This window comes from Achromobacter seleniivolatilans (genome assembly GCF_030864005.1).
In the GTDB taxonomy this organism is placed as follows: domain Bacteria; phylum Pseudomonadota; class Gammaproteobacteria; order Burkholderiales; family Burkholderiaceae_B; genus Achromobacter; species Achromobacter seleniivolatilans.
Genome location: NZ_CP132976.1, coordinates 2,026,061 through 2,044,471, shown reverse-complemented (window position 1 = coordinate 2,044,471; position 18,411 = coordinate 2,026,061). Strand labels below are relative to the sequence as shown.

Genomic DNA, 18,411 nt, shown 5'->3' with positions numbered 1-18,411 from the left:
GAATGCATGGTTCCTAACAAGGAGTCGGCCATGACTTGGTTCGTTGCTACGCTAAAAGCCTATCCCGAAATTGCCATCTTTCTGGCGCTGGGCATCGGCTACTGGGTTGGCGGAAAGAGCTTTAAGGGATTCAGTCTGGGCGCCGTGACCGCCACCTTGTTGGTCGCCATCGGCATCGGCATTCTGGGCGTCAAGATATCGCCGAACGTGAAGTCAGTGTTTTTCCTGATGTTCCTGTTTGCCGTCGGGTACGGCGTTGGGCCGCAATTTGTTCGCGGCATTGCCAAGGACGGGTTGCCACAGGCGCTTTTTGCCGTCGTTATGGCGTTGTTGTCATTAGGTGCGGCAGTGGTAGCTGCGATGCTCGCCGGGTACGACGTGGGGTCCGCGGCAGGGCTTTTCGCCGGATCGCAGACCATTTCGGCCTCGATGGGCTTGGCAACCGACGCCATCAATCGCCTGGGACGCACGCCCGAAGAAACCCAGGCGCTGTTGGACGCCATGCCCATCGCCTATGCCGTGACCTATATCTTCGGCACAGTGGGGTCGGCCATTATTCTGGCGCAGATCGGTCCGAAGCTGCTGGGCATCGATCTGGTCGGGGCCTGCAAGGAATACGAAGCGATGCTGGGCGCAGGCCGGGGCGGTGAGGGCGCAACCGAATGGCATGAGTTCGAGGTTCGGGCTTATTCCGTGGCGCCGGAAAGTCCCTTCATTGGCAAGTCCATCGGAGAAATCGAGGCCGGCACGCATGATGGTGTGCGCGCCTTCGTCGAACGCATACGCCGGGGCGGCGCCATCATCGAGGTGGATCGCACCACCCAGATCGAACCCGGCGACATCGTCGCCATCGGCGGAAAGCGCGATCAGCTGATTGGCCGGCTGGGTCCGAGCGGCCGCGAAGTTGAAGATGCCGAGCTGCTCAACATTCAGACCGAAGGCGTCGATATCTATGTTTCCAACAAGAAAGTGGACGGCAAAACGCTTGAAGAGCTTTCGCGCTGGCCCGGTGCGCGAGGCGTGTTCCTGAAACGCATACGGCGCGGACCCACCGAAACGCTCATTCCTGTGCTGCCAAAATCCAAGCTGTATCGCGGCGATGTAATCACGGTGGTCGGACGCACCCAGGACATCAACGCGACGGCCAAGGAAGTGGGGTACGTAGACCGGCCCACCAACGTCACCGACGTTGCGTTCGTTTCACTTGCCATCACTGCCGGTGCGTTGATCGGCGCCATTGTCATCAACATCAGTGGCATTCCGTTGACGCTGTCGACCGCAGGCGGCTCGCTGATCGCCGGTATCGTGTTCGGCTGGTTCCGCGGCATACGCCCGACCTTCGGCCGGATACCTGAACCCACGTTGTGGTTCATGAACTCCGTCGGGTTGAACGTATTCATTGCCGTGGTGGGAATATCCGCCGGACCCGGATTCGTCGCGGGCTTGCAGAAACTCGGCATCAGTCTGTTCCTGTGGGGCATCTTCGCCACCGCCGTCCCGCTGATCATTGGCATGCTGCTCGCCAAGTTCGTCTTCCGTTTTCATCCGGCGCTCATCCTCGGCATATGCGCCGGCGCGCGCACCACCACGGCAGCGCTAGGCATGGTGTGCGAAGCAGCCAAGAGCCAGGTTCCTGGCCTTGGGTACACAGTCACCTACGCGGTGGGCAATACCTTGCTCACCATCTGGGGAATGGTCGTCATCATGCTGCTCGCTTGAAGGATCTTGAAGCCCCAGACATCGCTATTCAATTCATTGCGTGCATGGCAGACATGGCCTGCACCAACAGGGGAACACCATGAGTCGTGACATGAACGGCAGTCATCTGGACCACCTGTTTTCGAACTCAGCCGCGCGGCTGGACCGGTGGCGGGACCTGAATGCGAAAGCGCAGCGATGGGCGGCCGAGGCTCGGGCGGGCAAAAGCCAGGAAGGATCTGCGCCCGTACAGGGCGCCTTGGCTGATCTGCGCGCCATGGAACCCTATTTCGCCTACCCTGGCGCGCAACTGCTGCGCGCAGTGGATGACCGTCTTGCGGACGGTGATGCACTAGGCACCGCGCGCCTCGTGCTTCGCATGAGCAATGCCCTGTTGTCGGGTAGCTACCGCTATGACGAAAGTGAGTGGGATGCCGCCGACGATACGTCGGCTGAGGCCCCGGACCGGTTGCCGCCGGGTCTGGGCGCTGGCGTGCGGCGGCCTTATTTTGAAACTTTGTTCGTTTCGCCGATGTCAGCTACGCGCGCTGCATCCGTCTGCCAGGAGATCCGCCAATTGCGCAGGCCCGACGATGGCTTGGTCTACGAGCCGGTGCTGGTGGGCAGCTTCGAGGACGCGGTGTTGGCCACGATACTGAACGGCAAGATCGAGGCGGTCGTCATCTATGACGGTATTCCGTTTGCGTCCAAGCACGATGCGAATTTGTTGAGGGACTTTCTGGCGGCGTACGCGCACATGGATACCTACACGGGTGTCTCGCCGTCCGAGATTGGTATCAAGCTGGCGCGCTTCATTGCCAACATACGGCCGGAACTGGATATCTACCTGCTGACGGATCGCAAGGTTGAGCAGCTTGCGGGTGATTCTGCTGCGTCCGACATCCGCCGGGTGTTCTACGAGGCAGAGGAACCCATGGAGGTGCACCTCAATATTCTTGAAGGGGTGCGGGACCGTCAGGCGACACCCCATTTCGACAATCTCAAGCAATATGCCATGCGGCCCATCAGCACCTTTCATGCGCTGCCCATCGCGCGCGGCAAGTCCATCATCAAATCTAACTGGATACGTGATTTTGGTGAGTTCTACGGCCTGAATCTGTTCTTGGCCGAAACGTCCGCCACCACCGGGGGCCTGGACAGCATGCTTGAACCCACAGGCACCATCAAGGTTGCGCAAGAAAAGTTCGCGCGCGCCGTGGGCGCGGATCATGTCTTTTTCGTCACCAACGGCACCTCGACGTCCAACAAAATGGTCTATCAGGCTGTCACCAAACCCGGCGACATCGTCATTGTGGACCGCAACTGCCACAAGTCACATCACTATGGAATGGTGCTATCCGGGGCGCAGCCGCTATATGTAGAAGCCTTTCCGATGACCGAGTATTCGATGTATGGGGCCGTGCCCTTGCGCACCATCAAGCAGGCGCTGTTGGACCTGCAAGCAGAGGGAAGGCTGGACAAGGTGGCCATGGTCACGCTGACCAACTGCACGTTTGATGGACACATCTACAACACGCGTCAGGTGATGGCAGAGTGCCTGGCCATCAAGCCTGACCTGATCTTTTTATGGGACGAGGCGTGGTTTGGCTTTGCACGCTGGTCACCCTTTTTACGGCCGCGCACGGCCATGGGCGCGGCTGCAGCGCTGGAACGGTGGCGCGATGATCCCGCCGCGCAGCAAGCGTGGGATGCCCAGGTTCAGGAGCTGGGCGCGCAATGGGACCCTAAGGACCCGCGCCTGCTGGAGCGTCAGTTGGTGCCCAATCCCAAGGCCATGCGCATACGCGTCTACGAGACGGACTCCGTACACAAATCCATGTCTAGCCTGCGGCAGGGTTCGATCGTGGCCGTGCGGGACGAAGACTATGACCATCACGTCTCCGCTTTCCACGAAGCCGTGTTCATCCATGCGTCAACATCACCGAACGCACAGATCATCGCGTCCTTGGATATCGCGCGCCGCCAAATGGAACTGGAGGGCTACGAACTGGTGATGCGCGCGATTGAAGTCGCGTTGGCGATCCGGCGCGAAATTGCCCAGCATCCGCTGATCTCCAAGTATTTCAGCGTGCTGGGCGCCGACAAGATGATCCCGCCAGAATTCCGTCCCTCGGGATTTTCAGACTACCTTGCCGCTGAAACCAACTGGCTGACCGCTGTTAAGGCCTTGAAGGACGATGAGTTCTGCCTGGACCCGACACGGCTGACGCTGGTGTGCGGCACGGCCGGTTTCGACGGCACTGCTTTCAAGAACCTGCTGGCGTCCAAGTACAACATCCAGCTGAACAAGACGTCTCGCAACAGCGTGCTTCTGCAAAGCAATATCAACAACACGCGCAGCGATGTGGCTGCGCTGATCAAGGTGCTGCTTGATATCTCCGAAGGCATCGAGGCCAGGCTTCGAGCGGAAGGCGAAGCGGGCAGGGCGGCATTCGCCGCCAAGGTGGCCAGCTTGATGGAGGACGTGCCCAACCTGCCCAATTTCAGCCGCTTTCACGACGGGTATCGCGACAACCCGGCAAGCGCCACTACCGAAGGCAATATGCGGACCGCATTTTTTGCCGCCTATGACGAGGACGAATGCGAATATCTGCCGTTGATGAACCCGGCATTGGACGACAGGCTTAAAAATGGCCCCGAGCTGGTGTCCGCAAATTTCGTCATCCCATATCCGCCGGGGTTTCCCATCATGGTTCCCGGCCAGGTGATCGACGCCGATACGATCGAATTCATGCGCAAGCTTGATGTGAAGGAAATACACGGCTACAACGCCGCGCGCGGCATCAAGCTGATTCAACCTTCAACCATATCCGGAAAATCCAAGGGATGAGACGGAAAAACTTGGGCCTACAACTGCACATGCTCCGTGCGGTTGCGCCCGTTGTTCTTGGCCAGATACAGCTGCTGATCCGCGGCCTTGATGAAGCCAGCACGGTCCGCCCGTCCATCAGGCGTCACCGTGCCCGCTCCTATGCTGACAGTGACGCGCCTGCCATGGGGTGACAGTGCATGCAAAACAGACTTTTTGTGGAGTAATCGCTGGCAGCGTTCAGCAACTTTTTGGGCCATCTCTGAATCGGCTCCAGGCAGCAGCGCAACAAACTCTTCGCCGCCGTAGCGCGCCACAAGATCGCGAGGGCCATCCAGTGCCAGACTCAGCGTCTGGGCGATATCCACCAAGCATTTGTCACCTTGCGTGTGACCATACAAATCGTTGTATTGCTTGAAAAAATCGACGTCGAACAACAATATGGACAGGGGTTGGCGTTCATTGTGCGCACGCTCCCACTCCAGTTCGAAACTGCTATCAAAGCGGCGGCGGTTGGCAATATTGGTCAAGCCATCCTTGAAGGACAGGGCTTCCAACTCTTTTTGCAGGTTCAGCAGCTTTTCTTCGGTCTTCTTGCGTTCGGTGATGTCGAACATGAAACCGATCAGCGCTTCGGGTTCGCCTTTGTCATTGCGCACGACGTGCACCACGTCGCGAATCCACACATAGCCGTTGTCCTTGGTCAGTGCCCGGTAGTCTGCCTCATGGTCGACGCCAGCCTGCGATTGCGTGACGCAGAAATTCACCACATATTCGCGATCCTCGGGATGCATGCGCATGGCCCAGTCTTCCACGCTTACCCAGCTCTCAGCGCTCCAGCCCAGCAACGCCTCAATCTGGGGGCCGATGTAGGCGAATTTCATCGTGGCCCAATCGAGTTTCCAAGGAATCGCCTTGGTTGATTCCAGCAAGGTTCTGTATACGGCGTTGTCATCAAAAAGCGGGCTTGCGTCGGACATACACAATCCTTCATTGATCCAAATGGTCGAGCAACTTTAGCCTGAAGCTGGCGGGCACGGAAATATATTGAATGACCGTTGCTGCCGCCAGTTGGCTTTGGTCACGAGCTGATCTCGACTGCGCGTTCAAGCGGCCGGCCTACGAACGTCTTGCCTGACAATCACCGGCTTTTTGCGATCACATCACTCATGTATTTATTGAGATCGCGAAAATCCTGAACGGTCCAGGCGTGCGGCGCAATCCGTACACCGTTTTCTCGTAGAGTTCTTGGAATCAAGTCTCCATTTGGTCGAAGAATTACCGATGAAACGATAACGCCCGGATAGTCATTGAGCCGCTTCTTGAACGCAGCGGTCGTCAGATCAGGGGTAGGAGGATTGCTTTTCTTCGCTAGTGGACCAGTCCCTTTGATGTCGGCTCCATGGCATACGGCACATCTCTGTGTGTAGAGATTTTTTCCATTGATGTTTTGCGCGAAGGGGAGTGATGCGTGGGTGAGCATCATGACGCCTAGCGACGCGATGCTTAATGCTCTTACTGTCATTTGGTGTTGTTTTATCAATCAGATAAGAATCTAGAGCGGACTCCGGAGAGCCCGGCACGGCCGGCAGGCCATGGCTTTTTTCCGGCTGCCATGCGGGTCGAATTATTGCAGACCGCAAGTCCGAGCACGATTGCCGCATCGACAAAAAAGTTCGGTACTGCGCAAGCTTATTGCCTTGATGGCGCGTACCAAGCGGGCATTTCAGCAAGCTTGTCGTCTTTGGAATCACCGAGGTATTGCGTCGTATGTGCTCGTCTACAATTGCCCGCGCCAGACATACGCTTGGTTTTGTTCACCACAACGCAATCACTTTGATTTCGAAAGTGAATGGCTTGTGAGCCACTGCAGAAAACGAAAAACCGTTCGGTCATGCTATGCCATGCCGCGGAGCATGTATTTTCCCAGGAGTCTTTACCTTGCCTTCACTCAAGCTCAGTTGTTTAGCCATCACGGTTTTGGCCATCAGCGCCTGCACCACCCCAGCCACCGCACCCAATGACGTCGAAGTGGCAGCGCAAAAGCTTGTCGGCCAACCGGCCCAGAACGCATTCAAGTTGTTTGGCAGGCCCGATCAGGGCATGGGGCCGTCGTCCTATGGCAGCGGTGGTTTCTACGCGTGGAACCGGGTGCAGACCCACACCACGGACGAGAAGGTTTTCGTACAGACTGGCGTCGAGTACGTCGGCCAGAGACAGACCATGGTGGGAATCGGCGGCGGTGGCGTCGGCGGCATGATGCCGGTGAGTAGTGAACCGATCTATCGCAAGACTGGCCATGAGGAAAACCGAACCGTGATCGATTACTTCTGCAGCATCACCCTGTATACCGACAGCAAGAACATCATCACCGAAGCCAGCGTGATTGATTGCAATAAGAAGAAGTGATGGCAAGGCGTCTGGATGCGCGTTCCGTAGGCGCCATTTTTCGCAGCGACGCCTGAAAGGATTGAAACTGCATCCAGGCGCTAACAGCATGGGGCAGAAGCGACGCCTCGTTTAAGCACATGAACGCCAGCATCAAGTCAAACCTGGACTTGGTGCAGATGGCGTAGCAGCTGGCCGCCGGATCGATCATCGAGGCTGGCGTGCGTGGCGGCGAATTCGTGGCCAACCTGGCCAGTGCCGTAGGCCAGATCGAGGCCCGTCTCCACAATCAACTTGAAGCAGATGTCCGCCGGCTTCTTGCCGCCGCTGCGATCGTTAAAAAGCTGTCCTGACTATGCCGTTTTGTTACGGTCCAGGTAATTCTGTCGTGCGAAATATCAACAAAACTCGCTAAGGCGATGCGTATATCCGACAAGATCAGTTAAATAGTCTGATATTGAAATTGATACATCGGATATATATTGAAATAATGAGTTTCTTGTAGCAAAATCGTCGGCCGAACAAGATCTACAGGGGACGACGCCTCAGCGGGTATCCGTGGGCGTCCAGTCGTATGAGCAAATTCCGGCAGTTGCGGTTGGGGGCGATGTTTTGTGCGGCCGAGGTTGGCGCGCCGGCGATGGCGCAAGTGATGCCGGACGGTACCTTGCGCGCGACCGAAAGACACGGCTGCCAGGAACAGGAAGCCGACGCGCAGCGCGCCCGTGCGGCAGAGGGTCCGGATGTGCTGTCTTCCCGGACGGCGGAAAGCACGCGCGGAATTGGCCGTTCCACCGAAACTCCTAGCTTCCTCCTGCGCGCGTTGCAGGAATACCTGATCGGCCTGCTGATCGATAACGGACAGGTCACCGCGCGAGTTGTCGTGCCCGAGCAGTCCCTTGCAGGCGGCACACCGATGCTGCGCTACGCGCCAGTGCGCATCTCGGCCGGCTCTCCCTGCCTTACGTCAATGCCAGCTACGACTTGTCGGCCGGCTGACCGCTGAACAAACCCGAATCTCTCAAAACTGCGTCCACCGTCTTCGCGATGGCCGTGATGTTCGAGTTCTAAATCAGATGTTGCTCATCAGGTATGCATGATGTCCAAGCTTAGTTCGTTGATTGTCTGGTCCATCGTCTTCACGCAAGTCTGGACTCCGGTGCTGGCGCAGACCTTGCCAATCTCGGTCGACAAGAGTGTGTCCGGGCAGAAGCCGACGGTGAGCGTGACGAACGGCGTGCCCGTCGTCAACATCGCGCCGCCCTCGGCCGGAGGCGTCTCCAACAACCGCTACACCCAGTTCAACGTGGGGCCATCTGGCGTGGTGTTGAACAACAGCGGCGGTGCCAGCCAGACGCAGCTTGCGGGGCAGGTGGCCGGCAACGTCATGCTGGGCAATCAGCGCGCTGCCACCATTCTGAATCAGGTCACTGCACCGAACCCGTCGCAACTCTTGGGGACTCTGGAAGTCGGTGGTAACCGGGCCAACGTCATCGTCGCCAACCCGGCGGGCATCACCTGCAATGGCTGCGGCTTCCTGAACGCCGACCGCGCTACCTTGACGACAGGACGGCCCCAGGTTGGTCCCGATGGCAACATCGCGCTGGACGTGGCTGCGGGCAAGATCCGCGTCGAGGGCGAGGGCCTGAACGGCACCGGCGCCAGCCAAGTCGACTTGATCGCCCGGTCACTGGAAATCAACGCTGGCGTTTGGGCCGATCGGCTCAACGTGACTGCGGGTGCCGCACGTGTAGATTACGCGACGGGCGCTTTGTCGGCCCGGGCTGGCGAAGGCCCGGCGCCTGAGGTGGCGCTGGACACCGCCGCACTGGGCGGCATGTACGCAAATAGCATCCGGCTGATCGGAACCGAGGCCGGCGTTGGCGTCAACGTGGGCGGCAACCTGGTGGCCCTGACGGGCGACCTGCAGGTCAGTGCGTCGGGAGACGTGCGCATCGCGCCCAGCGCCGCCGTGCAGGCGGCGCGCGATTTGCGCTTGGCGGCCGGGCGCGACCTGGCGGTGGACGGCGCGGTGCAGGCCGCGGGCGGCGTCGCGCTAGCGGCGGGACGCAACGCTGAGATCAAAGGCGCGGTCGGCGCCGGCGGATCGGTGGACGTAAATGCCGCAGGCGACGTAAACGTCACCGCGCAAGGCGCAGTGCAGGCTCAGGGTGCGCTACGCGTCGCGGCTGGGCAGGACCTGACGTTGGGCGGCTCCCTGCTGATGGGCGGCCAAGACGTGCGCGCAGAGTCTGGCCGAAATGTGCGGATTGGCGGGAATGCGTCCACTCCTGGCGTGACACCGCCGGCTTCCGGAGGCACAGGCACGGGGGGCTCTGCTGGTGGCGGAACCTCGTCGGGCGGCACAGGGGCGGGCGCTGGTGCTGGCACGGGCGGCGCGGGATCGGGCGCACCCGGTAGCGCGGCGCAGGCCGGCGTCAATTCCAGCGGGCTGGTGACAGCCAGGAGCGGCATCGCCCTGATGGCCGGTCGGGACATGACGCTGCCCGCGCAGGTCACCGCCGCGGGCGCGCTGCATGCGCAGGCCGGCGCGGACCTGACCACGGGCACAACCGCCCAGATCCAGTCGGGCGGACCCGCGACGATACGCGCCGGCGCGGACCTGCGCGTGGGCGGCCAGGTCGGCGCGCGCGGCGATGTGTCGCTGATGGCGGGGCGCGACGCCGCGCTGTCCGGCAAGGGCGCTGCCACGGGCCGTCTCGCCCTGGACGCGGGACGCGACCTGCGCGTGGACGCATCCGCGCAATGGGACGCCGAAGGCGCCGTGGCCGCCAAGACGGGCGGCGACCTGGCGCTGGCCGGGGCGCTGCGCGCCAACGGCGACACCGCCATGGCGGCCGGCGGAAAACTGGCCATCGATGGCGCCGTCTCGGCCGCGTCCGGGGGCATGAATATCTCCGCGGGCGGCGACCTTTCCGTGGGCGCGCAGGCGCAAGTGGCCGCAGCCGGCCCCGTCGGCCTGAGTGCCGGCGGCGACCTGCAAAGCATCGGCAAGATCACGTCCCTGAAAGACCTGTCGCTGCAGGCCGTGCGCGACTTGTCGCTGGACGGCCAGACGCTCGCCACCGGTAACTTGCGCCTGCAGGCCGGTCAGGGGCTGACGACATCTTCCGCATCGCGCGCGCAGGCCGACGGCTCGGTCATGGCCGACGCAGGCAGCGCATCGCTGGCCGGCATGCTCATCGCGGGCCAATCCGCCCAGGTCAGCGCACGGGATGCCCTGCGCGTGGACGGCACGCTGCTGGCCGACGCCGGCACGCTCAAGGCCGCCAGCGGCGGCGATATGACGCTGGGCAGCGCCAGCGTGCTGCAGGCGGGACGGCAACTGACCGCGCAGGCCGGCGGCAAGCTGCTTGCGGACGGCACCCTCTCCGGTGAAACCGACATCCTCCTGTCCGCGGGGGCAAGCGCCGACCTGAACGGTAAGACGGTCGCCAACGGCGCCCTGCGCGCCGAAGCAGGTACGGACCTGACCATCGGGCAGGGTGCGCTGGCGCAAGGCAGCGGCAAGCTGTTCCTGAGCGCGGACCAGGACCTGCGCGTGGCGGGCACGGCCGGCACCGCCGACATGGCGCAGGGCGCCGACGGCATCCTGCAGGCCCAGGCGGGCCGGGACCTGTTCGTGACCGGCATCGTCACCGCGGGCACCCCCGCCAGCCTGTCCGCAACGCGCAACCTTGGCATCGACGGCACGGTGGCGGCGCTGGCAGGCAGCCTGACGGCCGACGCCGGCGGGCAGTTGCGCGTCGGCGCAGCCGGCCGCATGCAGGCCGCGCAGAACCTGACCGCCCAATCGGGCGGCGACCTGGAATCCGACGGCGTCATCGTCGCGGGCGGCGGCCTTACGTTGATGGCAACGGGCGATGCGCGCCTGGGCGGCACGGCGGCCGCGCTGGGCGCCGCCGCCGCCGGCAACCTGCTTGTGGGCGGACGCGACGTGACCGTCAAGCAGGGCGGGCAGGTGCAGGCTGCAGGTACGCTCACGGCGCAAGCTCGGCGCGACCTCGTCGCCGCCGGCGCGCTGGCCTCGGTGCAGGACATGATGCTGTCCGCCGCGCGCGATGCGCGCGTGGACGGCACTGCGGCCAGCGACGCGAACCTGACGCTGGTGGGCCGCAACGTGGCCGTGGGCGCCGCAGGGCTAGCGCAAGCCGCCGGCACGCTCACCGGCACGGCGCAAGGAACGCTGATCGCCGCAGGCAGCATGCTGGCGGGCATCACGCAAACGCTCCAAGCTGGCGACGGCATGAGCGTAGACGGCACAGTCGCCGCCTTGCAGGGCGACCTGACGCTGGACACGCAGCGGGGCAACCTGGTCCTGGGCGCCGCGTCGAACCAGCAGGCGGGCAGGACGCTCGCCGCCACCGCCGGCGGCGCGCTGCACGCCCTGGGATCGGCCGCCGCCGGACTAGGCATGACCTTGCGCGCGGGCACCGACGCCACGCTGGGTGGCGTCGCCGCCACGCAGGCGGGCAATGTCGCCATCAACGCCAACGGCAACCTGACCACGACCGCCAGCGGCCGCATCCAGGCCGCCGACGCCATCGACCTCCAGGCAGGCGGTGCGCTGCAGAACGCGGGCATCCTGTCGGCCGCAGGCGGGGCCACCCTGCTGGCGGGCACGACCCTCAACAACACCGGCTCCGTGTTGGCGGGCGGCGATATCAACGCCACCGCCGTTGGCGCGCTGGGCAACACCGGCCGCTTCATCGCAGGCGTCGGCGAAGACGGCACGCTCAGCCTGCCGGGCAGCGTCAAACTGACCGCAGCCTTCATCACCCATCCGGGCATCAGCGCGGCCGGCAAGGACATGACTCTTGCTGCGGGCGGCATGGACCTGTCCGGCGGCAACCTGTCCGCCATCGGCAAACTCGCGCTCGCCTCGCCCGGCGACATCGCCACGCGCAACGCCATCCTGCACGGCGGCAGCCTCGACATCGGCGCCGCCAACCTGCGCAACCAGGGAGGCAAACTCACGTCCGCCGGCGACGCCACGCTGAAACTAAGCGGCGAACTGGACAACACCTCGGGCCTGATCGCCGCCGCCGGCGACGTGCAGATCGAAGCGTCGCGCGTCGGCAACGCTGGCGGCACGCTGGCAGGCGGGGACCTGACCCTTGCCACGCCGGGGGCCGTCGACAACCGGGGCGGCCTGATCCAGGCCGACGAAACCCTGACCCTGAACGCCGCCAGCTTGGACAACAGCGCCACGCTGACCGCCGCTTCCGCGCCGCCCAAGGGCGTGCTAGGCAAGCTGGTCTCCATCGTCGCCGACCGCGTCAACAACCAGGGCGGCTCCATCAGCGCCGGCCAGGACCTTACGATCATCACCGGAGAACTGGACAACGCCGGCGGCGAAGTCGCCGCCCAGCGCTACGCGACCGTCGACGCCGCGCTCCTGAAAAACAACCAGGGCAAGGTGATGGCGGGCGAACGGCTCACCGTCATGATCCAAACCCTGCAAGGCCTGGGCGCCCTGCAATCCGCGCAGGACCTGTCCTTCACCTACACGGGCTCGCTTAACCAGACCGGCAACATCGCCGCCGGCCGCGACCTGAGCATGTCCGTTGGCGGCGCCATGGACAACAGCGCCACGGTCAGCGCCGGACGCGACCTGACGATCTCCGCCGCGTCACTCAACAACCAGACTAGCGGCGAACTGCTGGCCGGGCGCAACAACACCATAAACGTTACCAACGGCCTGACTAACTCGGGCCTCATTGATGGCGGCTCGACCAGCATCACCGCCGGCCGAGTCGACAACTTTGGCCGCATCTACGGCAACACCATTTCCATCCGCGCCGGAGAACTCGTCAACGGCGCGGGTCCGGGCGGCGGCGCCGTCATCGCTTCGCGCGGCGACCTGGACCTGGGCGTCGGATCATTGGTGAACCGCGAGCACGCACTGATCTACGCGGGCGCCGACCTGCGCATCGGTGGGGCGCTGGACGCGAACCGCAAAGCCATCGGCCAGACTGTGGCGCTGCTGAATGCTTCGGCCACCATCGAGGCGGCTGGTAACGCGGCTATCTCGGCTGCGTCGCTGCAGAACGTCAACACCAACTTCGTCAGCCAGACGCTGCCGGTGCTGACGGTCCCCAAGTTGTACGTGACCCCCGCGGGCACGACCGACATGTACGACATGGAGACCAACTGGTTCTGCGACCAGGTCACGCCGATGTGCGGCAAGGTTCCTGCGTGGCTGGACGACGATCCTGAACGCCGTTTCCTGCGGCCATCGGACAGGTATCCGGCATCGCGATATGGGCCACCGTTTGATTATGTGCCGAACAAGAAGGGCCGCGCTGGCGAAACCGCGCCGATACCGATCACCTTTACGCCCGAAACCGTTGCGTGTTCGGGCGGGGACAACGGCGGCGATTGCTGGCCCGTTCCCGAGTCATTCTTCTACAGCAACGATGCCCCGATCTGGGCCGTCTTCGGCGTCGCACCGCCGTCCGGAGCCATGCCAGTCTGGGTACCGCCGATGCGTGATTGTTTTGGCCCGGCCGAATGCGCTGCTGAAGCGGCCCGCCGCCAAGCATACGAAGATGCATACGCGGCGTATAGAACCCCGCATATCGAGCTGGACCAGCGTATCCGAGAATTCAACGCCGATTTCGACAGCCGTCTCGTAGGCACCTTCACCTACTACCAGGTGGACGAAACCGTCACCGAAACCCGCACCGTCTCATCGGACCCCGCCAAGATCTTGTCGGGCGGGTCCATGACGCTCACCGGCACGGTCACCAACGATAAGAGCCAGATCGCCGCGGGCGGCGCCCTGTCAGTCACTGGCCCCGCGATCAACAACATCGGCGCTGGCGGCCAGCGCGTGGTCACGCGTGCCGGCACCGCCACCGTCACCCAGGCCCGCGACCGCGACCGCAAGGAATACTCTAGCGACTACCAGCAGACCCTGGCAGCGGAATCTATCGAACTGCCCGTCGGCACTTCCGGCGGTTATGTCCCGATCTCACTCACTGGCGGCGCGCCCGGCGCCACCGGCGCCAGCGCGCCTGGCCCCGTCTTGATCGCCAGCATTGGCCTGCCGGGTGGCAGCGTTGTGCGTAGCGTATCCAACCCGGCCACCATCCCGGACAGCCAGCTCTTTGCCGTCAATGGCCGGCCCGACGCGCCTTACGTGGTCGCCACCGATCCGCGTTTCGTCGGCAATCGCCCGACCGTATCCAGCGACTACCTGTTTGACCTGCTGCAGCAGCCTGGCGCACCCGTCGGCAACAGTGGCGCCTCTGGAACCGTCAATGCTGGCCTGGGCAACCGTCCCGGCGGCCTGAATGCCCTGATTCCGTCCGGCGCAAAATTCCTCACCCCGTCTGGCCAGCCTCGTCGTCTGGGCGACGGTTTCTATGAACAGAAGCTCGTCGCCGACCAGATCCTGGCCACAACCGGTCAGCGCTTCCTGGAAGGCTTCGGCGACAATGACAGCCAGTACAAGCAACTGCTAGCCAACGGCGCGCAGTTCGCTCTGGACAATGGCATCACACTCGGCGCAGCGCTCACCGAAGCGCAGCAGCGCCAGCTCAACACCGACCTCGTCTGGCTGGTCGAACAGACTGTGACGCTGCCCGACGGCACCACCGAAACTGTGCTGGTCCCGCAGGTCTACCTGCTGGTGCGCGAAGGTGACTTGAAGGGCGACGGCACCCTCATGGCCGGCCGCGACGTCAAGCTTGCGGCCGACGGCGATATCAATAACAGCGGCACCATCGGCTCGCGCGACGCTACCGTTATGACCGCCGCCAATATCGTCAATCAGGCAGGCGGCCTGATCCAGGGCGCCGTTGTCGATCTGGCAGCGCGCGAGGACCTGGCCAACCTGGTGTCCTTGATCAAGGGCGACAATGTTGCCCTGTCTGCGGGCCGCGACATCGCGTTGACATCTACGTCGGCGTCCGAGAATCACGGCGCGACCTGGGGCTCGTACATCTCAGGCGTATCGCGTGTGGACGCCGGCAACCTCAGCATGCAGGCCGGGCGCGATCTGACTTTGACGGCCGCGCAAGTCACCGCCAAGGACGACGTGCGCATCCAGGCGGGCCGGGACATAACCCTGGCCACGCTGGAGGAAAGCCACGGCGAATCGCAGGTGGGCAACAAGAAGAACCGGCATGACCTGAGTACCAGTAGCGAGATTGGTTCGACCATCGCTGCCGACGGTAACGTTACGCTGATCGCGGGCCAGGACGTCAATGCGCGCGCAGCCGACGTCACCGCCGGACAACAGCTCGCCGTGGGTGCAGGCCGGGACATCAACCTGACCGCTGGCGTGCAGACCGGCTCGGCCTACGGCGAAACCCATTACAAGACCAGTGGCTTCATGTCGTCGAAGACCACGCACACCAAGACGTCCAGCGATTGGACCCTAGCCAAGGGTTCCAACTTCATGGGCGATACGGTGGCGCTCATGGCAGGGCGTGACTTGACCGTGCAAGGGTCGAACGTCATCGGCGACAACGACGTATTGCTGATGGCCAATCGGGATATCACCATCGCGGCTGCGACGGAATCGTATAAGGACTATCAATACGAGAAAGTCACGAAATCGGGATTGGGCGGGGGCGGTGGTTTCAACATCGGCTACAGCAAGCAAGCGCGAACCGATTGGATGAAGGGCGAGAGCGGCGGCTATTCCAGCAGCACCGTGGGTAGCGTCGGCGGCAACGTGACCATCGATGCGGGGCGCGATGTCGGCGTGTTTGCCAGCGAGGTGCTGGCGCAGGACGGTGATATCTCGATCGCCGGCCGCAACGTCGCAATCGTTGCCGGTGTGGGCGAAGCCCGCCAGCACGAGTATCACGAGTTCAAGCAATCCGGTATCACGATAGGCGTCGCCGGGGGCATGCTGGGCGCAGCGCAACAGATTCATGGCACGCTCAGCCAAGCCGGCGAAGCCAAGAGCAGCCGGTTGGCGGCCGTCAAGGTTGGGCAGGCTGCATATCAGGCGGTGCAGGCCAATCGCGCGATGGACGCGGCCAATGGTGAAAAGGCAACGGCGGCGGACAAAGAAGCCGCAAGCGCCCAGATCCAGATCAGCCTGAGCTCCAACAAATCCGTCAGCGAGACCAAGCGCACGCAAGATACCGCGTTTGGGTCGTCGATCATGGCGGGCGGCAACGTATCCATTGTGGCGCTAGGCGAGAAGGGAGTTGCCGGTTCCGGCAATCTGTCGATTATCGGTAGCGACGTCACTGGCAAGAACGTGCTGCTGGCGGCAACCAATGACCTCTATCTTCTGAGCCAGGCGCAGACCTCCACGGAAACTTCGACCAACAAGAACAGCGGCTGGAAGGTGGGCGTGGGCATCGGCGTGTCCGATAGCGGCAGCGGCGGCGGCATCAACATCTTCGCCAGCGGCTACGCGGGCAAAGGCAACGCCAACGGTAACGGCACGACCTACCAGGAAACCCAGGTCAGCGCTCGCGACAATCTGACGCTGATCTCGGGCCGCGACACCGTGATGATCGGCGCACAAGCGCGCGCCGACAGCATCCGTGCCGACATCGGCCGCAACCTGACCATCGCCAGCCAGCAGGACACCGACCGCTACAACGCCAAGCAAAGCCAGGTTAACGCGGGCGGCAGCTTCAGCTTTGGCTCCATGACCGGCAGCGCCTACATCGGCGCCAGCATCGGCAAGACCAAGTCGAACTACGACAGCGTCATCGAACAGTCGGGCCTGTATGCAGGGACTGGGGGCTTCGACATCTACGTCGGCAAGCACACGCAATTGGACGGCGCGGTAATCGCCAGCGACGCAAACGCAGCCAAGAACAAGCTGTCGACGGAGACGTTCGGTTTCACTGACTTGGAGAACAAGGCCGCATATAAGTCCACGACCGTCGGCGTGAACCTGGGTATGTCGGGTGCGTTCGACGTTGCCAGCAAAGGCGGGGCAAATGGACTCGGTCCTTCGGGACTGACCTTTGGCCATACCAGCGGCAGCGATTCCGGCACAACGTACGCCGCGATTGCGCCGGGCACGATCGAGGTGCGCTCGGACAAGGGCACAGGCCGCGACAGCACGGCCGGCCTGAGCCGGGACACCGCCGGCGCGAATGGCAGCATCGGGCAGATCTTCGACAAAGACAAGGTCCGCGAGCAACTGGAGTTCCAGCAGGCGTTTGGTCAGCTGGGGATGCAGATTGCGGGGGATGTGCTGAAGGATTTGAAGAAGGATGATCCTGATCTCTGGGGAGAGGGCAAAGCAGGGGCGATTGCCATGCATGCCGCGATTGCGGGCATTGGTGCGGCATTGGGGGGCGGGAACGTTGCTGGTGCAATTGCGGGGACCATTGCTGGAGATTTGGCCACCAATCTGGTGCGAGATCAGGTCGAACTTGCGGTTGCGGGCTTATCTGGGGACATGCGTGATCAAGTCACGAAAGTGATATTGAACGTCGTTGCGAGCGCTGCCGGGGGTGCGGTTGGTGGCGTTAGCGGGGCGGGAGGTGCGGCTGTTGCGGATATGTACAACCGGCAGTTGCATCCGGACGAACGGAAATGGGCGAAGGAAAACGCAGAAGGGATGCAGAAATACGTTGCGGAGGCCACCGGACAAAGCATTTCACTTGAAGAAGCATATCAGCGCCTTCTGTCTGCAGGTTATGGGATTGTTGATGAGCGGGCCGACCAAGCCGGCAGCGCTAACAGTGATGAGTTTGCACGACAGTACATCGCGGAGAACAAGTCGGCGGGCTTGTTTTTGGCCAGTCCCGAGGAAAGGCGGAACTATCTGCTAAATGGCAACGTAGATGGCACGTGGACGCCCGAGCAGCAAGCACGTTTTGGCATCAAAACGCCTGGAGAAAACGCTAGTAGAAAAGTTACAGTCGCGGAAACTTATCTAGGCAAACCGTGCGGTGCTGATTGTGTCTCGAAGTTTTCGAGTATCAATGATGCAATTCTCTCTCTTGAAGTGGCGAAGAAGTTCTATCAGGATGATCCTTCAAGTGTAGATCTGATAAATCGCCAGATTATTCAATTGCGCGATGGAATTACTGATGACGAAATTGTTAGAGGTGCGGCAAGTTATCTGGCAAGCATAGATAAGGAAGTTGCGTACTCGATGCTAGGTACGCCGAGGCTGGTTGAAATATTTCAGAGGTTCAATGCCAAAATCGTTGGCGAAGCCGTCGTCGCGAATGATATAAACAGCATTGCAGATAGAATATTGTCCGCTAATCGTGTTGGCAGCGGTTTAAAAGCTGATACGTCGCATATTGCAGCTAGTTTTCTTACCAAGGAACAGCTTGCGTTGGGTGAGATTTTTACAATCAAAGGTGGGGATGGGGTGGATAGAATATTACTGCAAACAGTTGGTGGTCTTAATGGAAAACCAGGTATATATGAATACATCCTTGATCCGTCGAGTAAAGTGACTCATCAGAGATTTATCGAGAATGGGTTGATAAATGGAATCCCGAATCAACGCGCGCCTAGGGTGAAGTGAT

At 62.0% G+C, this 18,411-nt stretch carries 7 protein-coding genes; 5 read left to right on the top strand and 2 right to left on the bottom strand.

Annotated features, from left to right (window positions below; genetic code table 11):
- Nucleotides 1–30: 30 nt before the first annotated feature.
- Together aspT and RAS12_RS08950 are read left to right on the top strand one after the other, a co-directional pair.
- Nucleotides 31–1,719 carry an aspartate-alanine antiporter gene (gene aspT, locus RAS12_RS08955; protein WP_306947378.1) on the top strand — a complete coding sequence of 563 codons (1,689 nt, stop codon included), beginning with the start codon at nucleotides 31–33 and terminating at the stop codon, nucleotides 1,717–1,719.
- 79 nt (nucleotides 1,720–1,798) lie between these two features.
- Nucleotides 1,799–4,549 carry a decarboxylase gene (locus RAS12_RS08950; protein WP_306947375.1) on the top strand — a complete coding sequence of 917 codons (2,751 nt, stop codon included), beginning with the start codon at nucleotides 1,799–1,801 and terminating at the stop codon, nucleotides 4,547–4,549.
- 17 nt (nucleotides 4,550–4,566) lie between these two features.
- On the opposite strand, the gene RAS12_RS08945 is transcribed toward RAS12_RS08950, so the two are convergent.
- Both RAS12_RS08945 and RAS12_RS08940 read right to left on the bottom strand, forming a co-directional pair.
- Nucleotides 4,567–5,508 (bottom strand): sensor domain-containing diguanylate cyclase, encoded by a 942-nt coding sequence (locus tag RAS12_RS08945; RefSeq protein WP_306947373.1) that lies wholly within the window; start codon nucleotides 5,506–5,508, stop codon nucleotides 4,567–4,569.
- 161 nt (nucleotides 5,509–5,669) lie between these two features.
- A complete protein-coding gene (locus RAS12_RS08940) occupies nucleotides 5,670–6,014 on the bottom strand; it encodes a c-type cytochrome (protein ID WP_306947370.1) in 345 nt (114 codons plus the stop codon).
- A gap of 455 nt (nucleotides 6,015–6,469) precedes the next feature.
- On the opposite strand from RAS12_RS08940, the gene RAS12_RS08935 reads away from it, so the two are divergent.
- The 3 genes from RAS12_RS08935 to RAS12_RS08925 all read left to right on the top strand — a co-directional run bounded on the left by RAS12_RS08935 (nucleotide 6,470) and on the right by RAS12_RS08925 (nucleotide 18,410).
- Nucleotides 6,470–6,937: a hypothetical protein gene (locus RAS12_RS08935; protein ID WP_306947368.1), complete on the top strand. Its 468-nt coding sequence runs from the start codon at nucleotides 6,470–6,472 to the stop codon at nucleotides 6,935–6,937.
- A gap of 553 nt (nucleotides 6,938–7,490) precedes the next feature.
- Nucleotides 7,491–7,922: a ShlB/FhaC/HecB family protein gene (locus RAS12_RS08930; protein WP_306947367.1), complete on the top strand. Its 432-nt coding sequence runs from the start codon at nucleotides 7,491–7,493 to the stop codon at nucleotides 7,920–7,922.
- A gap of 90 nt (nucleotides 7,923–8,012) precedes the next feature.
- Nucleotides 8,013–18,410 (top strand): hemagglutinin repeat-containing protein, encoded by a 10,398-nt coding sequence (locus RAS12_RS08925; RefSeq protein WP_306947365.1) that lies wholly within the window; start codon nucleotides 8,013–8,015, stop codon nucleotides 18,408–18,410.
- Nucleotide 18,411: the final 1 nt, after the last annotated feature.